Source organism: Aeromonas sp. 604282 (assembly GCF_049170575.1).
GTDB lineage: Bacteria > Pseudomonadota > Gammaproteobacteria > Enterobacterales > Aeromonadaceae > Aeromonas > Aeromonas veronii_A.
Map to the genome: position 1 here is coordinate 327812 of NZ_JAAKMV010000001.1, position 24931 is coordinate 352742.

Annotated in this window: 19 protein-coding genes; 10 read left to right on the forward strand and 9 right to left on the reverse strand. The window is 59.8% G+C overall.

Going from position 1 to position 24931, the window contains the following annotated elements; translation table 11 throughout:
• Positions 1 to 41 precede the first annotated feature (41 nt).
• Positions 42 to 434, forward strand: coding sequence for a MerR family transcriptional regulator (locus G5367_RS01435; RefSeq protein WP_005345281.1), 393 nt, complete (start codon positions 42 to 44; stop codon positions 432 to 434).
• Positions 435 to 541: 107 nt separating this feature from the next.
• Here G5367_RS01435 and rplY read toward each other — a convergent pair whose 3' ends face one another.
• The 5 genes from rplY to G5367_RS01460 form a co-directional block, all read right to left on the reverse strand.
• The gene (gene rplY, locus G5367_RS01440; protein WP_005345280.1) at positions 542 to 829 is read right to left on the reverse strand and encodes a 50S ribosomal protein L25; all 288 of its coding nucleotides are present in this window, start codon (positions 827 to 829) and stop codon (positions 542 to 544) included.
• 116 nt (positions 830 to 945) lie between these two features.
• Positions 946 to 1824 (reverse strand): hypothetical protein, encoded by an 879-nt coding sequence (locus tag G5367_RS01445; RefSeq protein ID WP_421243623.1) that lies wholly within the window; start codon positions 1822 to 1824, stop codon positions 946 to 948.
• A gap of 94 nt (positions 1825 to 1918) precedes the next feature.
• Positions 1919 to 5818: an ATP-dependent RNA helicase HrpA gene (hrpA, locus tag G5367_RS01450; protein ID WP_421243624.1), complete on the reverse strand. Its 3900-nt coding sequence runs from the start codon at positions 5816 to 5818 to the stop codon at positions 1919 to 1921.
• 240 nt (positions 5819 to 6058) lie between these two features.
• On the reverse strand, positions 6059 to 6481 hold the full coding sequence (locus tag G5367_RS01455; protein WP_005333273.1) for a CBS domain-containing protein: 423 nt from the start codon (positions 6479 to 6481) through the stop codon (positions 6059 to 6061).
• 120 nt (positions 6482 to 6601) lie between these two features.
• On the reverse strand, positions 6602 to 7879 hold the full coding sequence (locus G5367_RS01460) for an HD domain-containing phosphohydrolase (protein WP_421243625.1): 1278 nt from the start codon (positions 7877 to 7879) through the stop codon (positions 6602 to 6604).
• A 1217-nt stretch (positions 7880 to 9096) separates the two neighbouring features.
• Between G5367_RS01460 and sbcB the strand changes: the two genes are divergently transcribed.
• Positions 9097 to 10524: an exodeoxyribonuclease I gene (sbcB, locus tag G5367_RS01465; RefSeq protein ID WP_421243626.1), complete on the forward strand. Its 1428-nt coding sequence runs from the start codon at positions 9097 to 9099 to the stop codon at positions 10522 to 10524.
• Between the two features lie 155 nt (positions 10525 to 10679).
• Positions 10680 to 11180 (forward strand): hypothetical protein, encoded by a 501-nt coding sequence (locus G5367_RS01470; protein ID WP_421243627.1) that lies wholly within the window; start codon positions 10680 to 10682, stop codon positions 11178 to 11180.
• Positions 11181 to 11248: 68 nt separating this feature from the next.
• On the opposite strand, the gene G5367_RS01475 is transcribed toward G5367_RS01470, so the two are convergent.
• A complete protein-coding gene (locus G5367_RS01475) occupies positions 11249 to 12958 on the reverse strand; it encodes a glycoside hydrolase family 36 protein (RefSeq protein WP_421243628.1) in 1710 nt (569 codons plus the stop codon).
• A gap of 164 nt (positions 12959 to 13122) precedes the next feature.
• Here G5367_RS01475 and G5367_RS01480 point away from each other — a divergent pair, with 164 nt between their 5' ends.
• From G5367_RS01480 to cdd, 3 genes are all read left to right on the forward strand, one after another.
• The gene (locus G5367_RS01480; RefSeq protein ID WP_204476987.1) at positions 13123 to 13479 is read left to right on the forward strand and encodes a CidA/LrgA family protein; all 357 of its coding nucleotides are present in this window, start codon (positions 13123 to 13125) and stop codon (positions 13477 to 13479) included.
• Positions 13476 to 14162, forward strand: coding sequence for an LrgB family protein (locus tag G5367_RS01485; protein WP_421243629.1), 687 nt, complete (start codon positions 13476 to 13478; stop codon positions 14160 to 14162). The genes G5367_RS01480 and G5367_RS01485 overlap by 4 nt, the downstream gene beginning before the upstream one ends.
• Before the next feature lie 185 nt (positions 14163 to 14347).
• Positions 14348 to 15232, forward strand: a complete 885-nt coding sequence (gene cdd / locus G5367_RS01490) for a cytidine deaminase (RefSeq protein WP_421243630.1) — start codon at positions 14348 to 14350, stop codon at positions 15230 to 15232.
• Positions 15233 to 15365: 133 nt separating this feature from the next.
• Here cdd and G5367_RS01495 read toward each other — a convergent pair whose 3' ends face one another.
• Complete coding sequence (locus G5367_RS01495; protein WP_421243631.1) at positions 15366 to 16751, reverse strand: tryptophanase; 1386 nt, start codon at positions 16749 to 16751, stop codon at positions 15366 to 15368.
• A 460-nt stretch (positions 16752 to 17211) separates the two neighbouring features.
• Here G5367_RS01495 and G5367_RS01500 point away from each other — a divergent pair, with 460 nt between their 5' ends.
• The 4 genes from G5367_RS01500 to asd all read left to right on the forward strand — a co-directional run bounded on the left by G5367_RS01500 (position 17212) and on the right by asd (position 21824).
• Positions 17212 to 17376, forward strand: a complete 165-nt coding sequence (locus G5367_RS01500; protein WP_123172992.1) for a DUF2256 domain-containing protein — start codon at positions 17212 to 17214, stop codon at positions 17374 to 17376.
• On the forward strand, positions 17376 to 18896 hold the full coding sequence (locus G5367_RS01505; protein ID WP_421293789.1) for a cryptochrome/photolyase family protein: 1521 nt from the start codon (positions 17376 to 17378) through the stop codon (positions 18894 to 18896). The genes G5367_RS01500 and G5367_RS01505 overlap by 1 nt, the downstream gene beginning before the upstream one ends.
• A gap of 155 nt (positions 18897 to 19051) precedes the next feature.
• A complete protein-coding gene (locus tag G5367_RS01510) occupies positions 19052 to 20359 on the forward strand; it encodes a D-amino acid dehydrogenase (RefSeq protein ID WP_421243787.1) in 1308 nt (435 codons plus the stop codon).
• Positions 20360 to 20711: 352 nt separating this feature from the next.
• Positions 20712 to 21824 (forward strand): aspartate-semialdehyde dehydrogenase, encoded by a 1113-nt coding sequence (asd, locus tag G5367_RS01515; RefSeq protein ID WP_376896633.1) that lies wholly within the window; start codon positions 20712 to 20714, stop codon positions 21822 to 21824.
• Between the two features lie 105 nt (positions 21825 to 21929).
• Here asd and fdhD read toward each other — a convergent pair whose 3' ends face one another.
• Positions 21930 to 22787, reverse strand: coding sequence for a formate dehydrogenase accessory sulfurtransferase FdhD (gene fdhD / locus G5367_RS01520; RefSeq protein ID WP_421243633.1), 858 nt, complete (start codon positions 22785 to 22787; stop codon positions 21930 to 21932).
• Positions 22784 to 24916 carry a sigma 54-interacting transcriptional regulator gene (locus G5367_RS01525; RefSeq protein ID WP_421243634.1) on the reverse strand — a complete coding sequence of 711 codons (2133 nt, stop codon included), beginning with the start codon at positions 24914 to 24916 and terminating at the stop codon, positions 22784 to 22786. Before G5367_RS01525 ends, fdhD begins: the two co-directional genes overlap by 4 nt.
• Positions 24917 to 24931: the final 15 nt, after the last annotated feature.

Genomic DNA, 24931 nt, shown 5'->3' on the forward strand with positions numbered 1-24931 from the left:
AGGTAAGGTGCAGACAGGATTTAGTTCACCAAGAAGTCTGTATGAACAACAAGGATGAAGGACGGCGCTTCAGCATCAGTGAGCTGGCTCGGGAATTTGATATTACGACGCGCAGCATCCGCTTCTATGAGGATCAGGGATTACTCAATCCAGCCAGGGAAGGGCAGACCCGCATCTACAGCAAGCAGGATCGGGTTCGCCTCAAGCTTACCCTGCGCGGCAAGCGACTAGGTTTCAGCTTGGCCGAAATTAGAGAACTGTTTGATCTCTATGATGCAGATAAGAGCAGCCGTACCCAGCTGCAAACCATGCTCGGGCTGGTCACCGAGAAACGGGAGACGCTGCAGCAACAGATGGAGGATATCAGGATGGTGCTGCTGGAGCTGGATGCCGCCGAGCAGCGCTGCCAACAAGCGCTTAGCCAGCTGGGATAACCGGTTGGCTGTGGCTGACCTGATTGTTCTTTCAGTCCGCTCACAAGATTCCTGATAGCAAAAAGCCACTCCTGAGAGTGGCTTTTCTGCTACCTGACAGTTCGTGATTAAACGCGAACGAAGTCCAGGTGAACCAGCTTGTAACGTACAGGGTGACGCTGGATAGCTTTCACTTTTACGTTAACTTCTTCGCCGTTGATAACCAGGGTCAGTACAGACTCGTAGAATTCCGGCTTTTCTTGCGCCAGGATGAATTTCTTGTGGTCAACGGTGATGGACTGGGCTTCTTTACCTGCACCGTAAACGATGGCAGGAACTTGGTCAGCTTGACGCAGGCGGCGGCTCGCACCTTTCCCCAGGTCAGAACGGACTTCAGCTTGGAATACGAAAGACATAGTATGTATCTCTTTTAAAGGAATGTATGGTGCAGACTGCGACCGGTCGGCACCTCGCAAAACGAGCGGGAATACTACCACGGGCCAAATGCGGATACAAGGTACCGATTCTGCATTTAGCGTCCCTGCTCCAGTCGGGCAAATTGCTGCTGACGCTGGGCCGGGCTCAGGGCATCAAACTTCGCCAGGGTCTCGGCGCGCGGACAGTAAAGGCCATCCCCCGTTCTGACCCGAATGCTTTTGCCAAGCCGTTGCTGATTCTCCGCCACCAGCGCCAACAAATAGCTGTAGGTATCAGCCCCCTGGGCACTGGATAGCTGGTTGGCAATGCGCCACAGGGTCTCCCCTGCCGCGACCTGATGACACACGGTTTGTAGGTCGCCTGCTGCCGGATCAGAGAGGGTGAGCATGGCACCACTGCCTGCGGATAAGCTAGCCTTGCTGCTGACGAGCGCCATATCGGCGCTCGCTACTCCCTCATATCCTTGTGCACCACTCATCCCCGCAGTGCGAAACGTCACGCCTAATTGAGCCAGCAGAGGTTCGCTCTCGTCGGTATCGGTGGAAATATCGACACCACCGAACGTGTTTTGGGGTGTGCGGAACTCGGCGATAAAGGGCGCGATGGATTGCGCGCCATAACCAGGGAAACTACTCCCCTGCTGCACGATTGCCCCCACCTGACCAGGTACGACCCCGTAAGCCATCTCATCGATGCGTCGCAGCCTTGCCAAATAGGTTTTAGAAAGCTGCGCCTCCCCCTCGAACAAATCGAAGGGGGGGACCAGCCGGGCGGGAAAGAGGATCTGCCAGCGACCATGCTTCTGCTTCAGGGCCAGTGGCGGGAACTGGTTGCCACGCCACGCAACAAACATGGCGGGCGGCGTGCGTGTCAGGGGGTAATATTCTGGGTTCAACTGCACCCAGGTTTGTTCCGCGATGGGCTGATAACCGCTGATCACCACCTGCGCCACGCTCAACCAGATCCCCAGCATCCTTGCCTCCCTGACTTCCGTTTAAAAGGGCCCGCCACCTTGGCAACCCCTTCCCACACTCTATATCACGCAGTTAAAACAGACAGATAGCAGCTTAGCACTGAGCGATAGCGTTCAGCACCCGTTTATCGGAGACCGGATAGGGGGTCCCCAGATTCTGGGCAAAAAACGACACCCGCAGCTCCTCGATCATCCAGCGAATATTGGCCACCTCGATGGGAATAAGCTGGGATTTGGGGATCTTGGCCAGCAGCGCCTTGTACTCCGACTCCACGCTGTGCACCTTGAGCATGTAGACCCGATCCCGGTTGGGATCGATGGCAAGCTTCTCGAGGCGCCGTTCGATGGCCCGCAGATAGCGCAGCAAATCAGGCAACCGCTGCCAGCCGGTCTCGGTGACAAAGCCCTTGTGGATCAGGTTACCAAGTTGCTGCTGGATGTCCGACATGGCGAAGGCGGTGTCGAGCTGCATCTTGCCCTTGAGCCGTTTCTTGATCTCATGGGAGAGCGTCAGCACGGCTTCCACCTGCTTGGCCACCTCCACTACCGCATCGTTGAGCTCGGCGCGAACATACTCCTTGAGCGCCTCGAAACCGGCCTCGTCCCAGGCCAGTCCGCCATGCTGCTCGATGAGCTTGTCGCAGCCGCAAGCAATGCAGTCGTCGATAAGCTCGGCCACCTTGCCAAACGGGTTGAAATAGAGCCCCAACTTGGCCTTGTTGGGCAGTTTCTCCTGCAGGTACCTGATGGGAGATGGTACGTTGAGCAGTACCAGACGACGCTGACCGGCCCACATCAGCTGCTGCTGCACCACCGGGCTCTCCACCAGCTGGATGGCGACCGAATCCTTCTCGTCTACCAACGCCGGATAAGCCTTCACCTCGAATCCGCCCCGCTTCTGACTGTACTCTTGCGGCAGCTCGCCAAAGCTCCACAGGGTGAGACCGGACTGCTCGATATCATCGTCCGCCACTTGTGACAGGGTCTCCTGCACCTTGCCGCGCAGCGACTCTTTCAAGGCCTCCAGATCTTTGCCTTCCGCCACCTTCTTGTGTTTGTCGTCCACCACCCGGAAGGTGAGTTTCAGGTGATCAGGCACCGCAGACCAGTCCCAGGATTCACGGGGCACGGTCACGCCGGTCATGCGGCGCAGCTGGCGTTCCATCTCGTCCAGCAGCGGCCCCTGCTCGGGGTTGATACTGGCGAGTAGTGCATCGGCATAGTTAGGCGCTGGCACGAAGTTCTTGCGCATCGGCTTTGGCATCGACTTGATGAGGGCAACCAACAGCTCGTGACGCAGACCCGGGATCAACCACTCGAACCCCTTCACCTCCACCTGATTCAGGAGCGGCAGCGGAATATGCAGGGTCACGCCATCCGCCGCCTCCCCCGGTTCGAACTGATAGGTCAACTTGAGCTTGAGGCGCCCCTGCTGCCAGAAGTTGGGGTAGTCGAGATCGCTGATGTGGGCAGCATCCCCCTTCATCAACATCTCTTTTTCGAAGTTGAGCAGCTCGGCGTCCCGCTTTTGCGCCTCCTTCCACCACTTGTCGAAATGGCGAGCGGAGATCACCTCCTCCGGCAAGCGGGCATCGTAGAAGCGGAACAGATCCTCGTCATCCACCAGAATGTCGCGACGACGGGATTTGTGCTCCAGCGCCTCCACCTCGGCCAGCAGCTTGCGGTTATCGCTGAAGAAACGGTGGCGGGTCTCGAAATCCCCCTCCACCAGCGCGCGGCGGATAAATAGCTCGCGGCACAGCGCCGGATCGATACGGCTGAAGTTGATGGTGCGCTCGTTGACCAGGGTCAGACCATAGAGGGTCACCTTCTCCTTGGCCATTACAGCGCCGTTTTTCTTCGACCAATGTGGGTCGCTGTGGTGCATCTTGATGAGGTGGCCTGCCAGCGGCTCCACCCACTCGGGCTCAATCTTGGCGTTGATGCGGGCGTAGAGACGCGAGGTTTCCACCAATTCTGCGGCCATCACCCACTTGGGCGGCTTCTTGAACAGACCCGAGGCCGGGAAGAGGTGGAAGCGGCCGTTGCGGGCGCCGAGAAACTCCGGTTTTTCCAGATCCTTGTTGCCGATATGGCTCAAGAGGCCGGTCAGCAGCGCGCAGTGCACCGTCTTGAAATCTGCAGGTTCATGGTTGGCTTTAAAACCAAGCTCCTTGACCGTCTGACGCAGCTGGAAGTGAATGTCCTGCCATTCACGCACCCGCAGGTAGGAGAGAAACTCCTTCTGGCACATGCGGCGGAACGGATTGCTGCCAAGGGCATCCTGCTGCTCTTTCAGGTAATTCCACAGATTGACGAAGGCAAGGAAGTCGGAATCCTTGTCCTCAAAGCGTCTGTGCTGCTCGTCGGCGGCCTGCTTCTTCTCCATGGGCCGCTCGCGGGGATCCTGAATGCTGAGGGCCGCGGTGATCACCATCACCTCGTTCAGGCAGCCAGTCTGCGCCGCGCTGATCACCATCTTCGCCAGACGCGGATCAAGAGGGATGCGCGAGAGCTGGCGACCGGTCTCGGTCAGCTGCAGCTTGGCTTCGCGATCGCCGGTGGCGGGCAGCTCGCGCACCGCCTCCAGCTCTTTCAAGAGAGTCAGGCCATCCTTGATATGGCGGGATTCAGGCGGCTCGACGAAGGGGAACGCCTCCATATTGCCAAGGCCGAGCGCCAGCATCTGCAGGATGACGGAAGCCAGGTTGGTGCGCAGGATCTCGGGGTCAGTGAAGGCAGGGCGGCTGTTGAAATCCTCCTCCGAGTAGAGGCGGATACAGATACCGTCTGCCACCCGGCCGCAGCGCCCTTTACGCTGATTGGCACTGGCCTGGGAGACCGGCTCGATGGGCAGGCGCTGCACCTTGGTGCGCCAGGAGTAGCGGCTGATGCGGGCGGTGCCCGGATCGATGACGTAGCGAATGCCCGGCACCGTCAGCGAGGTCTCCGCCACGTTGGTGGCGAGCACAATGCGCCGCCCGGCGTGTTGCTGGAACACCTTGTTCTGCTCGGCGTTGGAAAGACGGGCGTAGAGCGGCAGCACCTCGGTGTCGCGCAGGTTTAGCTTGCGCAAGGCATCGGCAGTATCGCGGATCTCCCGCTCGCCGTTCATGAAGATAAGGATGTCCCCGAGCCCCTCGCGTGCCAGCTCTTCCACTGCATCGAAAATCCCCTGCAGCTCATCGCGCTCTTCCAGCCCTTCGCTCTTGTCACTGGTGAGCGGGCGGTAGCGCACCTCTACCGGATAAGTGCGGCCAGAGACCTCGATCACCGGCGCCTTGTTGAAATGGCGGGAGAAACGTTGCGGGTCGATGGTGGCCGAGGTGATGATCACCTTGAGGTCGGGGCGCTTGGGCAGCAGTTGCTTGAGATAGCCCAGGATGAAGTCGATATTGAGGCTGCGCTCGTGGGCCTCATCGATGATGATGGTGTCGTACTGGGTGAGCATCCGGTCGTTCTGGATCTCCGCCAGCAGAATACCGTCAGTCATCAGCTTGATGTGGGTCTGCTCACTCACCTGATCGGTAAAGCGCACCTTGTAACCCACGTAGTGGCCGAGCTCTGACTCCATCTCCTCGGCAATACGGGCCGCGACGGTGCGGGCTGCCAGACGGCGCGGCTGGGTGTGGCCGATAAAGCCCTTCACCCCGCGCCCGAGCGCCAGACAGATCTTGGGGATCTGGGTGGTTTTGCCCGAACCGGTTTCCCCGGCGATGATCACCACTTGATGCTCTTGAATGGCCTTGGCGATCTCAGCCTGCTTCTGGCTGACCGGCAGGTTGTCCGGATAGGTGACATTGGGCACTCCTGCCAGACGGGTTTGATAGCGCGCTTCGGCGACGGCCAAATCAGCGGCGATAGTCTCGAGCACGGCAGCCTGTTTGCCTTCAGGCAGCTTCTTGACCCCGTGCAGACGGCTAGAAAGGCGGCGGGCGTCGAGATTCATGCAGGCAGAGAGACGGCGGCGCAGCGCCTCGATAGAGAGAGACAAGGTACAAATTCCTTAAATAGGTGCCCAGAGGGGCCATATCGATAAGCTGGGAGCGATCCTAAAGAGCGAGCGGGGGCGGTGCAAGCCTTAACGTAGCGTTATATATGGGAAGACAGAGAGATTGGCCGCTCCTCAAACATGACAAAACAACCATTGTAAGATGGCATAACATAGATAAATGGCAGCATATGAAATAGCCAAGGCAAGCCGAAGCTTGCCTTGGGAGAGAGAAAAACAGGGTTAACCGTGTGTGTGATGGACAAAACAGGTAGTGAGCTGGGCGTGAATGGCCTGCATGACGTTGTGGCGATTGATGACACCGAGCAGACGCCCTTCCTCCACCACCGGATAGATCTTCGGCTTTTGCCCCATCATCATCTCCGCCAGGCTCAAAATGCTGGTATCGGGTCCCACCGACAACACCTCCTTGCGCATCACATCCTTGACCTGCGCCACCTGTTCGCAGTGATAGGCCTCCTTAAGCAGCACTGCGATGCAATCCTGCTCGGAGATCCAGCCAATCAGATGGCCCTGACCATCCACCACCGGGCCACCGAGCTGATGACTGTTCAGAAATTTCTCGACCGCAGCTTGCACCATCATGTCGGCAGTGAAGGTGATGGGTCTGCTCTGCATATAATCCTTGGCTTTTAGCGATTCCATATCTGCTCCCCTACGGTAGTCCATCAAGCTGGCGTCTTGTGCGCCGGTACCGGCACCATGCTCGGCTTGTTCCAAGCATAGCTGGCTCGCGGCAGTATGAGTCAGCGGCCAGCCTCTCCCTCAATTGATGGCATGATCCGGCTCGCGATCCGGAATGGCTGCCATCATCATCTGCGGCAGGTGATCGGCCAGCACCGCCACCACAGCGGGATCGACCCGCCCCTGATCCGCCAGTTGCTGCATAAAGGTCAATGCGTCACGGGCAGGCAGGCCGCGCCGATAAGGTCTGTCCTGCACCATCGCCTGAAAAATATCAGCGACCCGCAGGATCCGCGCTTCGAGCGCCATGGCGGATGCCGGCAGGTGAAACGGATAGCCCTCCCCATCAGGCTCCTCATGGTGATAGGCCGCCCAACAGGCAATCTGTTCAAACCCTTCGATATGACGCAAGATCTGGTAAGTCTCGAAGCTGTGGGTATTGATGATAGCCCGCTCCTCTTTCGTCAGGCTGGCTGGCTTGTCGAGGATTTCGTCCGGAACCCTCAGCTTACCCAGATCGTGCAGCAGCCCGGCAATTTCCAGCATGTCGCAATGCATGGCACTGACCCCCATCTGCTCTGCCAATGCCCGAGACAACCTGCTAACACCAAGTGAATGGGTCATCGTGAATGGACTTTTGGCATCGACGATGCCGGAGAAGATCCTCGCCAGCACCTTCAGCTCACCATTGTTTGTGATACAGGGTTCTCGCTTTTGCAGCATATCCAGCATGTAATCGTTGATTGCACGCGCTTCCAACTGCAGCCAGAATGCCTCCGAACGAGACGCTTTGAGGAAAGCATCCACCAATTCTGGGGCAAAAAATTCGCCACTACACGCTGCCAGCCTCTCCCGGATCTCGGCGGTGTGCATCAACAGCGAACCGTCAGCGTAATAAGGAGCGGCCAGTGCATCGCAGCGATCAACTAGAAAGATAAGATTGGCCTGCCGGGCAACCTTGCGGTCAACTGCCACCATGTCACGCAACAGATACCAATGGGTATGGTGATAACGGATAGGCAGTGCCAGCGGGGCCAACAAACGAAAATCTTTGAGCAACTGATAACCCACCTCGCAATGACGCTGGGAGGACTCCCAATCGAACTCACTGACCAGATGGTGGTGTGTAATGGTCGAGGATACACCTATATCGTGCAGCACTCCCAGCTCAAACAGCAGACGACGCTCCGCTTCACTCATCCCCAAAAACCGGCTGCACTCGGCGGCCATGATCCCGACCCGTTTACCGTGGGCCACATCGCCAATGCCCACCAAGTCCAGTGACGCAGACAAGGCATACACCACCTGTCTGAGATCTACCGGTAACGAGAACAATCTGGCTCCCTGCACTCTATTCATGATCTCTGTCCCACGCGATGTTGTCGTATCAAACTGATGCTGTTTTATGCCTTGCCTTCTATCAATCTAGTCAATAGCACAGCCTTTTACCTTGTTTTTATAGGCATTTATGACCCTGACACCTTGCAAAGACAAAGGTCACAGCTGGATTTATTTGGCCACTCCCATTCAAGTCATTTTTATCCTTTCAAAAATATGCGAGCACACTCTTTTAAATATCGCGATGAGATTGTGAGCAGTTTTAAAACTCATCTCTGAGCGAAAAAATCAACACCTCCACTTTACTTAATTATGACTTAATCAGAATTAAAGAGTGCTCGGCTTGCCAGTAAGATATTTGAATAAAGACACTCCACTACGGACATAGCAGCCCTCATCTCCTAAATTGATTAGCCGAACTGTGAACTCCACCACCCATTTATTCGCCTTATCGCCATCGATAGCGGTAGATACCTCATGCCTTCTCGATACAGCCTTCCATGCGCCCTCCAGCCCACCCGATAGCCGGCGACTGAAGGGCTAGAGAAAAAATATCGGATAACCAGCGGTTATATTCGCTGTTAGGCGACAAGGATAAACGGGATTTATAGAGTGAAACGGTTTAAAGCTGATTTCCAAGCTGCGGTTAAATGGGGCAATTCAGGTCATATCACTCTTTATAGATCATAACGACAGCGATAAAGGGAAATGTGCCCATCCGGGTATTCCATTCCCTCCAACAGCCTGTACGGGATGATATTTCCAATGTGTTAAACGCACGCTGCTTTCATCGCATATTTTGTGTACCAATTCACATCAGATTAGGATGTGGAGCCAATAATGGCCACCGCTGGTAGTGCCACAGCAGCCGCCAAGCCCAATATCTTGCCATCATGAGCGATGACATCGGCTACTGAAACATCAGTGCCTACAACCGGGGATGGTGGGCTGCCAGACCCCGAACCTGGACAGGATCGCCAATGAAGGGGCCCTCTTTACCGATCACTACTGATGTCATTAAAAAATCATCACATCCTGAGAGATAGACTGGTCTTATAGACTCGGTTAACAGAGCAGAAATGCACAAGATGTCGGGATCAACTGCCCAATAAACCGCCACCTGCACGGCTCGCCCTTCGTTCTGCCTGCGCTATGGTTTACCATGCAGGCAATTGTGGTGCCTGGCACCGCCCACCCTGGCGCCAGGCGCCGTCATCGGATACCTCATCTCGAGCAACATGAGCAAAACAGCACACGCGGGCAACGAGCCAACCTTCTACTTCCACGACTACGAAACCTTCGGCATCAGCCCCGCCAAGGACAGGCCGTCGCAGTTTGCCGGTATTCGCACCGATGCGGATTTCAACATCATTGGCGAGCCGCTGGTGATTTATTGCAAACCGCCAGCGGACTACCTGCCGGATCCGGAGGCGTGCCTCATTACCGGTATCACGCCGCAAAAGGCGATGAAGGATGGGCTGTGCGAGGCGGATTTCATTCGCCAGATCCACGAGCAGTTCGCCACTCCGAATACCTGCGTGCTTGGCTACAACAGCATCCGCTTCGATGATGAGGTGACCCGCTACACCCTCTATCGCAACTTCTATGACCCCTATGCCTACAGCTGGCAAAACGGCAACTCCCGCTGGGACATCCTCGACATGCTGCGGGCCTGCTATGCCCTTCGGCCGGAGGGGATCGAGTGGGCCTTTGACGAGGAGGGTAAGCCGAGTTTCCGGCTGGAGAAGCTGACAGTCGCCAACGGCGTGGCCCATGCCAATGCCCACGATGCGCTCTCGGACGTGCTGGCCACTATCGAGATGGCCAAGCTGGTGAAAAAAGCCCAACCCAAGTTGTTTGGTTATCTCTTTGATCTGCGCAACAAAAACAAGGTGAAGGCGCTGATTGACGTGGTGACCATGAAGCCGCTGGCGCACGTCTCCGGCATGTTCTCCCCCTGGCAAGGGTGTGTGAGCTGGGTTTCGCCGCTCGCCTGGCATCCTACCAACCAGAACGCGGTGATCATGGTGGATCTGACCCGCGATCCGACCCCGCTTATCGAGCTCACCAGCGAGGAGATCCGCGAGCGCCTCTATACCAAGAAAGAGGAGCTGGGGGATCTGGCCAGCATCCCAGTGAAGCTGGTGCATATCAACAAGTGCCCGGTGCTGGCGCCGGCCGCTACCCTGACGGCGGAGCGCGCCGACCAGCTTGGCATCGACCGGGAGCAGTGCCGCAAGAGCCTGGATCTGCTGCGCGCCCACCCGGAGGTGCGGGAAAAACTGGTGGAAGTGTTTAATCAGGAGTTCGCCGGCAGCAATGACAGCGACCCTGATACCCAACTCTACGCCGGCTTCTTTGGCCACGGCGACAAGTCCACCATGGATCTGGTGCGCGCCACCCCCGCAGATCTGCTGGGTGAGCGGGAGTTTGCCTTTACCGACGCGCGGCTGCCGGAGATGTTGTTCCGCTACCGCGCCCGCAACTGGCCACACACTCTGAGCGAAACCGAGCAGAAGCGCTGGCGCCTGCACTGCAGCGACTACTTCAGCCGCCGTCTGCCGGACTATGTGCCCCGTCTCGAGGCGCTGGCAGAGCAGAACCAGAGTAACGAACGGAACTTTGCGATTCTCAAGAGTCTCTATCGTTATCTGGAAGATTTATGAGTTGTGAGTAGTTTCACACTAAATCCTTCCCGCCAGCCCCCTTCTTCAGGTCATAATGACGAAGGGGATTTTCCCAAAAACCAATATCTTGCGACATCCTGAGCGGATGTATCCCAAGCAAGTAATCTCTTTGGCCGAACGGAAGCCATTTGCTGATGCCTCGTCACCACGCACTGCTCGGATTACTGACCCTGCTGCCGCTGGCAGCCAACGCCGCATACCGGTTCGATGTGCCGGATTATCTTGCTCGCCTGCCCGAGCAGACCTATCGCATCGTAGAACAGAATTTCAACACTCTTTATCAGCAGACTGACTTCACCCCCCAGATCACCAACAGCTACTTCAACCGCTCCCATCTGTACAAGTTTGTCGGGGTGCCGCTGGCCATCAGTGCCCAGTCCGGTTTCCAGCTGGAGGTGTTTGGTCAGGTCTATAACCGCGCTTCGCAAGCCTATATGCACTTGAGCGAGGATATGTCCCTCTATCGGGTGATGCGGGTCGATGTGATGGGGAACCCCAATGATCAACTGGCCATCGGTTTTGGTCTGGGGGTACCCATCACCCCGTTGCTGACCCTCAAGGCGATCGCCTCCGGCAGCGACATCCCGGGCTATGGCTCCGCCAAATACGCCGTCGGGGTCGAGTGGCGTTACTGATACCGTCTCCCAAATCACAAAAACTCAGGCTCCCGAAGGAGCCTGAATTGTGTGAGAGGCGAGCCTTATCAGACGTACCGGATCACCCGCCCTTCGCCCTCTTGCAGGGTCACAGCCGTACCGACTGCCTGCCCCTGCCAAAAATCGGTTCCCCCTTCCGGCAGCAGAAACTCCTGTGGTTGCCCCTCCCAGTTGAACAGACAGAGCAAAGTGCCGCCCTCGGGCAGGCTTACTTCACCACAGGCAAAGTCCATCGACTCGAAACGGGCAGAGGGTGCACGGGACGCACAAAGCTCAAGCAGCTTGCGCAGTTGCGCCGCTTGCTCCTCATCGAGATCCTGCAGTCGATCACCCGCCAGCATCATGCCACCGCTCGCCACCAGTGCAGCCAGATGGAAACTGTATTCAGCTTTACTTGCCTGCTGGCTTGGCAGATCCCGCAGGCAAATGCAGTCGGGGTCGAGGGCCCAGAGTTTGTCGTTCTGCCAAGCGCGGCAGAAGGCCTCGCGGGCGATCTGGCGATAGCGGTGGCCATTGCGCTCCACGTCATCGCTCACCCGCATGCCGTGAACCAGACCAAGGCTTGGCCAGATGGGGGCGTTGCAACCGAGCAGGAAAGCCCCTTCACCAGCACCACGCAGGATGGCCGCCATACCGCGTCGATAGGCTTCAACCCGGGTGGCGGCCGGATCGTGGAAACGGCCACCGTGGATTGCACCCCAGAAGTTGGCATCGAGCTTGAAGTAGTGGATGCCCCACTGTTCGCGCAGGGTGCGGAACACCTGCTCAAGGTGCGCCTGCACCTCGGGGTGGGTACCGTCCAGCACATACCAGGGAGTACAGCGCCAACCGCCATAGGTGACACGCTCGGAAGGGAGCGGCAGGCCGTCATCCCCCTTCACAAACCAGTCGGGGTGATCCTGAAACACCTGTGAACCGGGCTCTGCAATAAAGGGAGCGACCCAGAGAGCGGGCTCGCAGCCAGCCTGTTTGATCTCCGCAGCCAGCGATGCCACCCCCTGCTCGAACTTGGCCGACGGGGTGAGCCAGTCGCCCATCTTGGCCTGATAGCCGTCGTCGATTTGCACATAACGCAGGGCCGGGAAGCGCTCGGCGCGCACCTGCAGGTTCTCGCGAATGTCGGCAGCACTCACCTCAGCGTAGTAGTGATACCAGGAGCACCAGCCGCTCGGGCGCTCACTCACCTGGCCGATCAGCGAGCCGTGCTCGGCCTCGATCAACCGTGCCAGCTCGGCCAGCAGATCCTCGCGCTCCGCTCCTTTGAGACAGATCAGCGCCTCGCTCTGCCAGTGCTCACCGGCCGCAAGTTTTCGCCCTTCGCAATTCATCAGGATCTGCAAGCGGCCATCGGGATAGAGGCGAAACTCCCCACCAAAACGGTGGCAGCTGGCAAAGGCGAGCAGCAGCCACCCCTTGCCATGTTCCACCAGCAACAGGTTGTGAATGGTGTGATAGCCATTGTCATCGGTGATGCGATAGACGCTGGCATCAGGGCAACGGCCGACATGTTGCGGTGATTGCCAGCTACCCATGGTCTGGGCCAGCATCTGGAATCCTTCGCCATAGATGGCGCTCTCCACCGGCAGGCCAAGCTTGCCGTCAAACAGCACCCAGCGCTCAACCAGAGTGGCATCAGCGCCGGTGTTGTCGAGTCGCACCCGGCACAGGGGTCCTTCCCACTGACGGGTTTGCAGCAGATGGGGTGGCAACGCATTATCGTTCGCCAGCTGGCGAACTCGGGACAAGAGGGATGTCATCACTACTCCTTGTAGTTCGAAAAGGGTTCTATCAGACGATGTTCAACAGATAATCTGCATACAAATCAGCTTCAAATGAACTGATTTCAGTTGTTATTGTTTTAATGCCGCGACCCGGCCTCTCTGGTAAACTGCGATTTTTCTTCCCAGTCGATGAGGTTCACGTGATCGCGCAACGCGCCTTGCTGTACTTTCGTGACTTTATGGTCATCGTCGCCTGCCTGCTGGCAGGCAAATCCGTGGCAGCCATCCTGCCGTTTGCCTTTCCCGGCAGCATCATCGGCATGCTGCTGCTGTTTGTGCTGCTCTCCCTGCAGCTGATAAAGCTGCACTGGGTCGAGCTGGGGGCCAGCTTGCTGCTGCGCCACATGGGCGTTTTGTTCGTGCCGGTTGCGGTCGGGCTGGTGGCCTGGCTAGAGCCCCTGCGCCAATCCTTCGGCGTCATCATGCTCTGCATCGTGCTCGGGATCGTGCTGATCCTCGCCACCGTCGGTCGGCTCTACCAGAGGATGAACAAATGATCTTCTGGCTCGCTATTCCCCTGACCCTGGCGCTCTATTTCGCCACCCGTGCCCTCTATCGCCGCCTACCCTGGCCCATCATCAATCCGGTGCTGGTGCCGACCGCGGTGATCATTGGCCTGCTGCTCTGGCTCGATCTGCCCCTTGAGCAGTACGAGCGCGGCAGCAGCCCCATTACCATGCTGCTGGAACCCGCCGTGGTGGCGCTGGCGCTGCCGCTCTATCAGCAGGCGCGCCAGATCCAGGCCAAGCTCAAGCCCATCCTAATCTGTACCCTCGCCTCCGTCTTGATCTCGGTGTGCACAACCCTGCTGATCGGTCATTTTATGGGCACAGATCCGGCGCTGCTCGCCTCATTGGCGACCAAATCGATCACCACCCCGCTCGCCATGAGCGTCAGCCACTCCATCGGCGGCATTCCCGCCATCGCGGCGGCCGTTGTTGTTGTGGTGGGAATTGTCGGCGCCCTGATCGGCTACCCGCTGCTCAAACTGCTGAAAGTGACCGACCCGGAAGCGCAAGGGCTCGCCATGGGGGCCTGTGCCCACGCCATCGGCACCGCCACCTCCGCCGAGAAGGGGATCACCCAAGGGGCCTTTGCATCGCTCGCCATGGTGGTATGCGGGATCCTCACCGCGGCCGTTGCGCCCCTCCTTTTTGCCATCTATCACTGGCTCACCTGACCGATGATTAACCACCCCGACGGCTCTGCAGCGCTGTCGGGGTGCGACCTGCCGCACAATTTGCACAAGACAAACGTTTCCATTACCATCCCCCTCCGTTTGCCCGTCAGGGCGTGAGCCTGCTCACACATTTACCCGAGCTTGCTCCCTACAATGGCCGCCCAATTGGCCTTTGAGGACACACTATGCATCCCCGTTTTGCCAAGCCATTCGATACCCTCTCTGCCCCGCTCAAAGCAGCCGTGCAGCCCATGCTGGATAGTGCCGACTTCAACGCCCGCTTCACGCCGGAGCAAGTCGCCACCCTGAAAGCCGCCACAGGTCTTGACGATCGCGCCCTGCGCCTCGCCCTGTTGCCGCTGGCCGCCGCCTGCTCGGTGGCGCCCATCTCCAAATTTTACGTCGGTGCCATCGCCTGCGGCCTGAGTGGCACCTGGTACTTCGGTGCCAACATGGAGTTTGCGGGGCAAGGTCTGTTCCACTCGGTCCACGCCGAGCAGTCCGCCATCTCCAACGCCTGGCTGGGTGGCGAGACCGGGATCTCTGAAATCACCGTCAACTACACCCCCTGCGGCCACTGCCGTCAGTTCATGAACGAGCTGAGCACCGCCAAGATCCTTAAAGTCTCCCTGCCCGATGACCTGAGCGCCCTGCAATCCTTCCTACCCCACTCGTTTGGCCCGGCAGATCTCGACATCACTGATGCGCTGATGAGCCCGCAGGATCACGCAGAGCTTCAGCTTCAAAGCGAAGATCCGCTGTGGCAAGCCGCGCTGGCCGCAGCCCGTCAAAGCTACGCCCCCTACAGTCAGGGCTATGCCGCGGTGTCGCTGCAGTTTGCCGATGGCCGCATCTTCTCTGGCCGCTACGCCGAGAACGCCGCCTTCAACCCCAGCCTGCCGCCGATGCAGATGGCCTGCGCCCATGCGGTGCTTAACGGCGAAGATCTCGCCACCATCCGCCGCGCCGTGCTGCTGGAGAACAAAAACGGCCAGATCAGCCAGCGTGACTCCGCCCAGTCCACCCTCAAGGCGCTGGGCTCGGTCGAGCTGGAGTATCAGGCGGTCTGACCCGACTTTGCTTAGATAAACGAAAGCCCCCGCACCTTGGTGCGGGGGCTTTTTTACTGGGCCGTTTAACCGGGAGCAGCCGGTGATCCTCACTGCTTGGCGCGGTTGATCACCCAGTCTGACCGGTTGCTGATCAGACAGGTTTCAGCCGCGCGGTGAAGTGGCGCAGCAGCGGCGGCTCGTAGTCAAAGGTGAGCCCGCGAATGTCGCTGGCCCGCGCTTTCACCGCGATCAGGCAGTCGGCCACATAGTCCATGTGATCCCGGGTGTAGACCCGACGCGGAATGGTGAGACGCAGCAGCTCGAAGTCCGCCGCCTCCTGCTTGCCGGTGGCGGGATCGCGCCCCAGCAGCAGGGAGCCGATCTCCACCCCGCGCACACCCCCTTCCAGATAGAGCTCGCAGGCGAGCGCATGGGCGGGGAACTGCTCGGCCGGAATATGGGGCAGCAGCTTTTTGGCATCGACAAAGACCGCATGGCCGCCGGTGGGGGTCTGGATGGGGATCCCCGCCTCGACCAGCCGCTCGCCGAGATAGGCCACCTGACTGATACGGTAGGTGAGATACTCCTCATCCATCCCCTCGCGCAGGCCGATGGCGAGCGCCGCCATGTCCCGCCCGGCGAGGCCGCCATAGGTGACAAACCCCTCCATCGCCACGCAGCGCACCTGCACCGCGCGGAACAGGTCGAGATCTTCCCTGAAGCAGCAGAGCCCGCCGATATTGACCAGCCCATCCTTCTTGGCCGACATGGTGAAGATGTCCCCCAGCGCGAACATCTGGCGCACTATCTCCTTGATGCTGCGCTTGGCATAAGCCGGATCCCGCTCCTTGATAAACCAGGCGTTCTCGGCAAAGCGGGCGGCGTCGATCACCACCGGAATCTGGTGACGACGGGCCAGTTCGGAAACCGCCTCCATATTGGCCATGGAGACCGGCTGACCACCGGCGCTGTTGCAGGTCACCGTGATGATGATGCCGGCCACGTTGTCGGCCCCCAGGGTCTCGATGGTGTCGGTCAGGCGAGGGAGATCAAAATCCCCTTTCCAGGCATAGGGGGCCGTGGTGTCGAGGGCTTTCGGGGTAAGCAGGTTGATGGCCCGCGCCCCAGCCAACTCCACGTGAGCCTTGGTGGTGTCGAAGTGGTAGTTGGAGATGAAGACCGGCGCCTTGCCCTTACAGCGCTTGACCAGCTCGGGGAAGAGGATCTGCTCGGCCCCGCGCCCCTGGTGGGTGGGCATCACATGCTGGTAGCCAAAGATCTCGCGCACCGTGCGCTCCAGCTCGACGAAGTTGCGGCTGCCCGCATAGGCTTCGTCCCCCATCATGATGCCGGCCCACTGGCGATCGGACATGGCACCGGTGCCACTGTCGGTCAGCAGATCGATATAGACATCCTCGGCCAGCAGCAGGAAGGGGTTCCAGCCAGCGGCCTCGAGGGCGGCACGGCGATCGGCGCCAGTGGTCTGTTTGATGGGCTCGACCATCTTGATACGAAACGGCTCGGGTATACGACGCATAAACGACTCCTCACCGGCGCGGGGCCAGTGTGTATGAAATCGGGATTGGCAAAGAGGCCGGGGCGATCAGGGTCGTCCGGCTGACAAATTCAAACGGCGGGTGCCGCCAATCAGCGGTGAGGAAAGTCGAAGGTGAGAATGGGATCCCGGGTATACCAGTGGGCGAGCAGGCAAGCTGCCCGGGGCGTAGCTGTCATGATTGGCATCACTCCCCTCCATATCGGTTGTAGACAGTCGGTGGTCAACAAGATCCATTGATGGATGCTGCCAACGGGCAGCCTCGCTACGTTAACGGCTGGTTAATTGGCAAACAAGGGGCGCACCGACGGGCTGTGCGCCCGCTCACAAAGTGGGCATCTGCGCGGCAAACCGGCAGTGAGGTTGATCCGCCCGCGCCCCCGCTTCGTTATTCTCCCTACCCATACGCCACATCCCCCATCAGCCAGGGCCGTAAGCCATCATGCATCGCAAACCCCATCTGCCCGAGAAGATCTGCCCCGTCTGCCAACGCCCCTTCAGCTGGCGGCGCAAGTGGGCGCGCAGCTGGGAAGCGGTTCGCTACTGCAGCGAGCGCTGTCGCCACGCTCGTCACAGCAGCCAGCAACCTGAGGGGGAGCGAGTCTGATGGAGCTGCGCCTGATTCTCGGCGATCAGCTGAACGCCGGTCACAGCTGGTTTCGCACCCCAGATCCGGCGATCTGCTACCTGATGGCGGAGCTGCGCCAGGAGACCGACTACTGCCGCCACCATCGCCAGAAGGTGCTGGCCTTCTTTGCCGCCATGCGCGCCTTCGCAGCAGCCCTCACCCAAGCTGGCCACCGCGTCTGTTACCTGACCCTGGATGAGAGCGCCCGCTGGCCCGATTTGCCCGGCTTGCTGGAGGCTCAACTCGAAGCACATCAGGCCAGCAGCTTTGCCTGGCAGAGCCCAGACGAGTGGCGCCTTGCCAGCCAGTTGAAAAGCTGGGCGGCGGGCCTGGCCATCCCTGCCACCGAGGTGGAGAGCGAGCATTTTCTCACCCCCCGCGATGGCTGGCAGCGCTATCCTCACAGCCGGATGGAGTTCTTCTACCGCGCCCTGCGCAAGCAATACAGGGTGCTGCTCGATGAGCGCGGCCAACCCCTTGGCGGGCGCTGGAATTTTGATGACGAGAACCGCGCCAAGCTGCCGGCGAGACAGCCCATCCCGGAACCCCTCACCTTTGCCAACGAGGTGAGCGAGATTGATGCCATGCTGACCCGCCACGGGGTCAGCACCATCGGCGAGGCAGATGCCAGCAGGCTGCCGTGGCCCATCACAAGGCGCCAGAGTCGCGATCTGCTGGCCCATTTTCTGGCGCACTGCCTGCCTCACTTTGGCCACTATCAGGATGCCCTGAGCGAGCGGGGCTGGAGCCTGTTTCACAGCCGTCTGTCGTTTTCCCTCAACAGCAAGATGCTTCATCCGCTTGAGGTGATCCGCGCCGCCGAGACCCACTGGCAGGCCAATCAGGCCACTATCACGTTGGCACAGGTGGAGGGGTTTATTCGCCAGATCCTCGGCTGGCGCGAGTTTGTCCGCGCCCTCTATTGGGAGAAGATGCCTGACTACAAACAGACCAATTTTCTCGGGGCCGACCGGCCGCTGCCCGGCTTTTTCTGGAATGGAGAAACCAAGATGGCCTGCGTGCGCCACGCCATTGGCCAGTCCCTCGAGCACGGTTACGCCCACCATATCCAGCGGCTGATGGTGACCGGCAACTTTGCCCTGCTGGCGGGGCTCGATCCTGACGAGCTGGATCAGTGGTATCTCGGCATCTATGTGGATGCCATCGAGTGGGTCGAGCTGCCCAACACCCGCGGCATGAGCCAGTTTGCCGATGGCGGCCTGATGGGCAGCAAGCCCTACGCCAGCAGCGGCGCCTATCTCGAGCGGATGGGCCACTACTGCAAGGGGTGCCACTATCAGGTCAAAGCCCGTCACGGCGATGGGAGCTGCCCCTTCAACAGCCTCTACTGGCACTTTCTCTGGCGCAATCGGGACAAACTGGACGGCAATCCCCGCCTCGCCCTCCCCTATGCCAACTGGGATGGCCAAGCCGCAGCGCAGCAGCAGGCCATTCTGGCAACGGCGGAGCAGTACCTGATCAAGCTGGAGCAGTTGTAAGCGGACCGTGTTCCTTGACACATACCCTGACAAGAGCGCAGCGATTTACGCTGGCAATCAGGCTCACCATCGCACCAAACACCAGCCTGTGACCGGCAAGCAGACGGAGATCCCAATCCTGCGCAGAGCGGTTGAATATCCTGTGGCGGCTGATTATGGTGGTGGCCACATCAGGAGATCAGTCAAGGAAAGACGATATGGAGATAGTGGTTCTCGGTGGCGGCGTAATTGGGGTAACCAGCGCCTGGTATCTGGCCAAAGCGGGTCACAAGGTGACCCTGCTGGAGCGACAAGGGGGCGTCGCCCTTGAAACCAGCCATGCCAACGCCGGGCAGATATCCCCGGGTTATGCAGCCCCCTGGGCGGCCCCCGGCATTCCCCTCAAGGCCGCCAAGTGGATGCTGCAAAAGCATGCCCCCTTCACCGTGCGCCCCACTGCCGACCCCTTCCAGCTGCGCTGGATGCTCAGAATGCTCGCCAACTGCACCCCGACCGCCTATGCCACCAACAAGGGGCGCATGGTGCGTCTGGCCGAATACAGCCGCGACTGTATGAAGGCACTGCGTGACGAGCTCAACATCGATTACGAAGGGCGCCAGCTCGGCACCCTGCAGCTGTTTAGAAGCCAGTCCCAGCTCGATGCCAGTCAGCGCGATATCGAGGTGCTGGAGGAGTACGGCGTCCCCTACCAGTCGCTGGATGCCAGCGGCTGCGAAGCGGCAGAGCCTGCGCTGGCGCGGGTACGTGGCAAAATCGTCGGCGGCCTGCGCCTGCCCGGCGACGAGACCGGCGACTGCTTCCGCTTCACCAAGGCCCTTGCCCTTGAAGCCGAGAAGATCGGGGTCAGGTTCGTCTTCAACTGCGATATCGACGAGATTGAGCAAGCCCGCGGCCGCGCCGTGGCGGTGCGGGCGGGCGAGCAGCGCTATCGCGCCGATGCCATCGTCTGTGCGCTCGGCAGCTATGCCACCGGCTTTTTGCGGCCGTTGCTGCGCCCGCTCGGGCTGGAGCTGCCGGTCTATCCGGTCAAGGGCTACTCCCTCACCCTGCCGATGATCAACGCCGAGGCCGCCCCGCGCAGCACCGTGCTCGACGAGACCTACAAGGTGGCCATCACCCGTTTTGACGAGCGGATCCGGGTCGGCGGCATGGCGGAGCTGTCGGGCTACAATCTTGCCTTGAATCCGAGACGCCACGACACTCTGGCGATGGTGGTCGGCGATCTCTTCCCCGAGGGGGGTGATATCAGCCAAGCCGAGTTCTGGACCGGTCTGCGCCCCATGACGCCGGATGGCACCCCGCTGGTGGGGCCGAGCCCCATTCCCGGTCTCTGGCTCAATACCGGCCACGGCACCCTGGGCTGGACCATGGCGGCCGGTTCGGGTCAGCTTCTGTGCGATCTGATCAGCGGCAGCGAGCCCGCCATCAGCGATGAGGGGCTCACTCTGGCTCGTTACGGCTAAGCGCCTACGCTGTCGGGCTGTTTCACTCGCCAACTACGCCCAGCAGAGGACGTTCTCAACCGCTTTATTGACAGGCCACCGCCATAAACGGTGGCCTTTTCGTCTGATGTTGACCTTCTCCCTCCCCGTCTACCTGAGCGGTGCTCTGGCTGCCGGTTAATGCAGCAAACGGCACAGAATATTGCGCAATTCGACTTGCGCAAGCCGTCACAATCCGTAATGTGGATAGACGCATTTTTCGCAGCGCATATTTTTTAAATGGCCTGTAAACCGCTTGTAAACAGGCGTCGCCAGACAAGGGGTTACGGGTGTCACCACGAGTTTCTTTAGCAGCAATCCAGGGTAGGACAATATGAAAAAAGTAGGTTTGGTCGGTTGGCGTGGCATGGTGGGATCGGTTCTGATGAGCCGGATGCAGGAAGAGCAGGATTTCGCCCATATTCAACCCACATTCTTCACCACCTCCCAGGCCGGTGAGGCCGCACCCAACTTCGGCGTCGATGCCGGTACTCTGCAGGACGCCTTCGATATCGAGGCGCTGGCCAAGCAGGATATCATCATCACCGCGCAAGGCGGCGACTACACCAAGGATGTCTATCCGCGCCTGAAAGCCGCTGGCTGGCAGGGTTACTGGATTGACGCCGCCTCCTCCCTGCGGATGGAGAAAGATGCCGTCATCATTCTGGATCCGGTCAACGGCGACGTCATCGAGCAGGCCCTGAACAACGGCATCAAGACCTTCGTTGGCGGCAACTGCACCGTCAGCCTGATGCTGCTGGCCCTCGGTGGCCTGTTCAAGGCCAATCTGGTGGAGTGGGTGAGCGTGGCGACCTATCAGGCGGCCTCCGGTGGCGGTGCCCGCCATATGCGCGAGCTGGTTACCCAGATGGGGATGCTGCGTGACGAAGTGGCGGTCGAGCTGGCGGATCCCGCCTCCGCCATCCTCGACATCGAGCGCAAGATCACCGAGAAGACCCGCTCCGGCACCCTGCCGGTAGACAACTTCGGCGTACCGCTGGCCGGTGGCCTTATCCCCTGGATCGACACCAAGCTCGACAACGGCCAGAGCCGTGAAGAGTGGAAGGGTCAGGCCGAAACCAACAAGATTTTGGGTATCGAAAACGCCGTCATTCCGGTGGATGGTCTCTGCGTGCGGATCGGCGCCCTGCGCTGCCACAGCCAGGCGTTCACCATCAAGCTGAAAAAGGATGTGCCGCTGGCGGAGATCGAAGCCCTGCTGGCAGCCCACAACGACTGGGTGAAAGTGATCCCCAACGATCGCGACATCACCGCCCGCGAGCTGACTCCGGCGGCCGTCACCGGCACCCTCAGCATTCCGGTTGGCCGTCTGCGCAAGCTCAATATGGGCCCTGAGTATCTGGCCGCCTTTACCGTGGGTGACCAGCTGCTGTGGGGCGCCGCCGAGCCGCTGCGCCGCATGCTGCGTATCCTGCTGGCGCGCTAATCCGCCACAGCAGCAGATACAACAAGGGCGGGGAGTCACACTCCCCGCCCTTTTTTATTGCCAGTTTTTATAAGCCCTTTAGCAGGCTCTCACTCTTGCAGTCACTTAAAGCAGAATGCGCTGACAGCCGCTGTAGATCTCGGCCCGCCCGGGGCGGCAAAAACCCACCAGGGTGAGCCCGGTCTGCTCGGCCCGCTCGACCGCCAGTTCGGTGGCAGCGGAGATGGCGAGCAATATTTCCACTCCGGCGCTGGCGCACTTTTGCACCATCTCGAAGCTGGCGCGGCTGGTCACCAGAATGGCGCCGTCACGGCGACCCGTGCGGCACAGATGGCCCACCAGCTTGTCCAGCGCAATATGGCGTCCCACATCCTCGCGGATGGCGAGAATGTTGCCCTCACCATCCAGATGCACCGCCGCATGGGTGGCGCCGGTGCGCTGACCCAGCAACTGGAGCGGGCGCAGCGCGCTCAGCACCTTGTCGATATGCCCTACCGCCAGACGCTGACTATCGGGCAAGCTTGGCTGGGTGCGGATCACCTGATCCAGACTCTCGCTGCCACAGATGCCGCAACCGGTGCGCCCCGCCAGGGTGCGCCGCTTCTCTTTGAGGCGATGGACGCAGCGGTTGGCCAACGTGATATGCAGCTCAATCCCCTGACAGCCGTCAATCTGCTCAATGTCGTGGATATCGAGCAGGCTGTCGATGATCCCCTCGGATAGCGAGAAGCCGATGGCAAAATCCTCCAGATCGGAGGCCGAACACATCATCACGCTGTGGGCGATACCGTTGTAGACCAGCGCCACCGGCGTCTCGGAGGGGAGCGCCATCTCGCTGTCGCAGGTCAAGGTATCGGCGCGGTAGTGCACCACCTCGCGGTGGATGGCGCAGCGGGCCAGTTCGTTCTGTTCGCTCTGCTCGCTAAGCTCGCCCCGCGTCTCAAGCTCAAGTAGCTCTCTCATGGTGCGACCCCGTCAATGATCTCGGGATCTCTGGCCGAAATGCCGAGCCGCTTCATTTTCGAAAGCAAGGTGGTGCGCTTCATGCCGAGGCGGTTGGCTGCCCCCCGTTCGCCAGCGACTATGCCGTTGCAGTCGCGCAGGGCGGCGATGATCGCCTCGCGCTCATCAATCGGCCCCTCCTCGGCAAAGAGCGGCGTGGCGGGCTCGTCATAGACCAGGGTCTCAATCTTGTGGTAACCCTTGAGCGGCATCAGCTCATCGGGCGAGAGGTTGAGCACATGGCCGCGGGTCATCACCACGGCGCGCTCGATGACGTTCTCCAGCTCGCGAATATTGCCGTACCAGGGCAGCGACACCAGCATCTTCATGGCATCGGCGGGGATCGAGGTGATGGTGCGGCGCATCCGCTTGGCAATCTTCTTGATAAAGAAATTGACCAAGAGCGGAATGTCCTCGCGGCGCTCCCGCAGGGGGGGCAGCTCGATGGGAAAGACGTTGAGGCGGTAGTAGAGATCGCTTCTGAAACGCTTGTTCTTGACCATGGAGAGCAGATCGCAGTTGGTGGCGGCCACCAGCCGTACATCCACCGCGATGGGGTTGCTGTTACCCACCCGCTCCAGCTCGTGCTCCTGCAATACCCGCAAGAGTTTGGGCTGCAAGTCCAGCGGCATATCCCCCACTTCATCGAGGAACAGGGTCCCCTTGTGGGCGCGCTCGAAGCGGCCGATGCGCTGGGTCAGAGCGCCGGTAAAGGCCCCCTTCTCGTGGCCAAAGAGATCGCTCTCGATAAGGCCGGTGGGAATGGCGGCGCAGTTCACCTTCACCATCTCGTGATCGTGGCGGGCACTCAGGGCGTGAATGGCCTGGGCGATCAGCTCCTTGCCGGTGCCGGTCTCGCCAAGGATCAGCACGGTACTGTCGCTCTCGGCCACCAGCCGCACCTTCTCCAGCACGTTCGCCATCACCGCGCTCTGGTAGATGATGTGGGGGAACGCCCCCTGCATCTGCGGCTCGTTGATGCGAATGGTCTTCTCTTTGGCGCCGTTGGTGTTGGAGATCTCTTGCTGCGCCTGCACGTTGTTCATGGCAATGGCCGTGCGCGCCGCCACCTGCTCCAGCAAGGAGATATCGATATCGGCAAAAAAGTCGGCGTTGGGGTGCGAGAGGATCAACACCCCCAGCAGGTTGCCCCGATAGCGCAGCGGCAAAATGCAGGAGCTGTCGGCCTCGGGCGGCAGGATCTGGGAGGTAAAACGGCAGCGATTGCTGCAACCGTGACCGTGTTCGCGATAGACAAAAAACGGCTCGCTGTGGCCAAGGGCCCCCTGCAGGCACTTCTTTTCAAAACAGGAGTGATCGATGATGCCCGGCTGATCGCTCTGGTGCTGATTGACCAGATAGCTCTTGAAGCTGTCGGAGGTGGCGTTGTATTCGGCCAGACACAAGCTGCTGATGCCGAAGTGGTGGTGCAGGATGGCAAACAGGCTCTTGGGCAGTTCGGCGATGCGCACCAGTTTGATCACCGCGTTGGTCACATCCACCAGAATTTTGCAGCTGTCGCGCTCAAGGCGCAGGGAGTTGGCCTGCTCCAGAGTGCGCTCCTTGTCGAGCACGTTCTCCAGCGCAATGGCGATAATGGCCGCCAGCTGGGTCAGCTTGGCGAGGGTCTCCATGGTGAAGCTGTCGAGCTGGGTGTTGATAAACTCGACCCCGCCAAGGTGGCTGCGGGCGGTGGTGATGGGGAGCTGGCAGTAGGAGCGCAGCCCCCCGTAGACCCCTTCGCGATCCAGCGCCGGGCAGCGATTCTCAAAGCGGGCGGCAGCGAGAATGATGGCCTGTTCCGGGGTCTCTTTGGTAGGACGGGGGGAGAGGTGCAGCTCTGCCTTGGGGCAGACCAGATGCTTTGGGCCGGAATGTCCCATGAAGTAGAAGATGGCCTCCTCGTCTGCACCCATGTTGAGGATCAGATTGACCCGGGTCACGCCGCCGAAGCTGGCATCTATCTTGTTGAGTTTGTGGATAAAATCATCGAGCGTCACGGCCGACAGGAGGGATTTGGAGAGCAGGAGGAAACCGTCGTCCCAGATGGGAGAGATCTCGTCCAGGGGGATGGCACTCACATTTAGCATTGCGGCCTCACGTTA

What these genes read in the sequence shown, in the direction of transcription:
- G5367_RS01435 (WP_005345281.1), top strand. Translation starts at nt 42, where the DNA reads ATGAACAACAAGGATGAAGGACGGCGCTTCAGCATCAGTGAGCTGGCT.
- rplY (WP_005345280.1), bottom strand. Translation starts at nt 829, where the DNA reads ATGTCTTTCGTATTCCAAGCTGAAGTCCGTTCTGACCTGGGGAAAGGT.
- G5367_RS01445 (WP_421243623.1), bottom strand. Translation starts at nt 1,824, where the DNA reads ATGCTGGGGATCTGGTTGAGCGTGGCGCAGGTGGTGATCAGCGGTTAT.
- G5367_RS01455 (WP_005333273.1), bottom strand. Translation starts at nt 6,481, where the DNA reads ATGGAATCGCTAAAAGCCAAGGATTATATGCAGAGCAGACCCATCACC.
- G5367_RS01460 (WP_421243625.1), bottom strand. Translation starts at nt 7,879, where the DNA reads ATGAATAGAGTGCAGGGAGCCAGATTGTTCTCGTTACCGGTAGATCTC.
- sbcB (WP_421243626.1), top strand. Translation starts at nt 9,097, where the DNA reads ATGAGCAAAACAGCACACGCGGGCAACGAGCCAACCTTCTACTTCCAC.
- G5367_RS01470 (WP_421243627.1), top strand. Translation starts at nt 10,680, where the DNA reads ATGCCTCGTCACCACGCACTGCTCGGATTACTGACCCTGCTGCCGCTG.
- G5367_RS01475 (WP_421243628.1), bottom strand. Translation starts at nt 12,958, where the DNA reads ATGACATCCCTCTTGTCCCGAGTTCGCCAGCTGGCGAACGATAATGCG.
- G5367_RS01485 (WP_421243629.1), top strand. Translation starts at nt 13,476, where the DNA reads ATGATCTTCTGGCTCGCTATTCCCCTGACCCTGGCGCTCTATTTCGCC.
- cdd (WP_421243630.1), top strand. Translation starts at nt 14,348, where the DNA reads ATGCATCCCCGTTTTGCCAAGCCATTCGATACCCTCTCTGCCCCGCTC.
- G5367_RS01495 (WP_421243631.1), bottom strand. Translation starts at nt 16,751, where the DNA reads ATGCGTCGTATACCCGAGCCGTTTCGTATCAAGATGGTCGAGCCCATC.
- G5367_RS01500 (WP_123172992.1), top strand. Translation starts at nt 17,212, where the DNA reads ATGCATCGCAAACCCCATCTGCCCGAGAAGATCTGCCCCGTCTGCCAA.
- G5367_RS01505 (WP_421293789.1), top strand. Translation starts at nt 17,376, where the DNA reads ATGGAGCTGCGCCTGATTCTCGGCGATCAGCTGAACGCCGGTCACAGC.
- G5367_RS01510 (WP_421243787.1), top strand. Translation starts at nt 19,052, where the DNA reads ATGGTGGTGGCCACATCAGGAGATCAGTCAAGGAAAGACGATATGGAG.
- asd (WP_376896633.1), top strand. Translation starts at nt 20,712, where the DNA reads ATGAAAAAAGTAGGTTTGGTCGGTTGGCGTGGCATGGTGGGATCGGTT.
- fdhD (WP_421243633.1), bottom strand. Translation starts at nt 22,787, where the DNA reads ATGAGAGAGCTACTTGAGCTTGAGACGCGGGGCGAGCTTAGCGAGCAG.
- G5367_RS01525 (WP_421243634.1), bottom strand. Translation starts at nt 24,916, where the DNA reads ATGCTAAATGTGAGTGCCATCCCCCTGGACGAGATCTCTCCCATCTGG.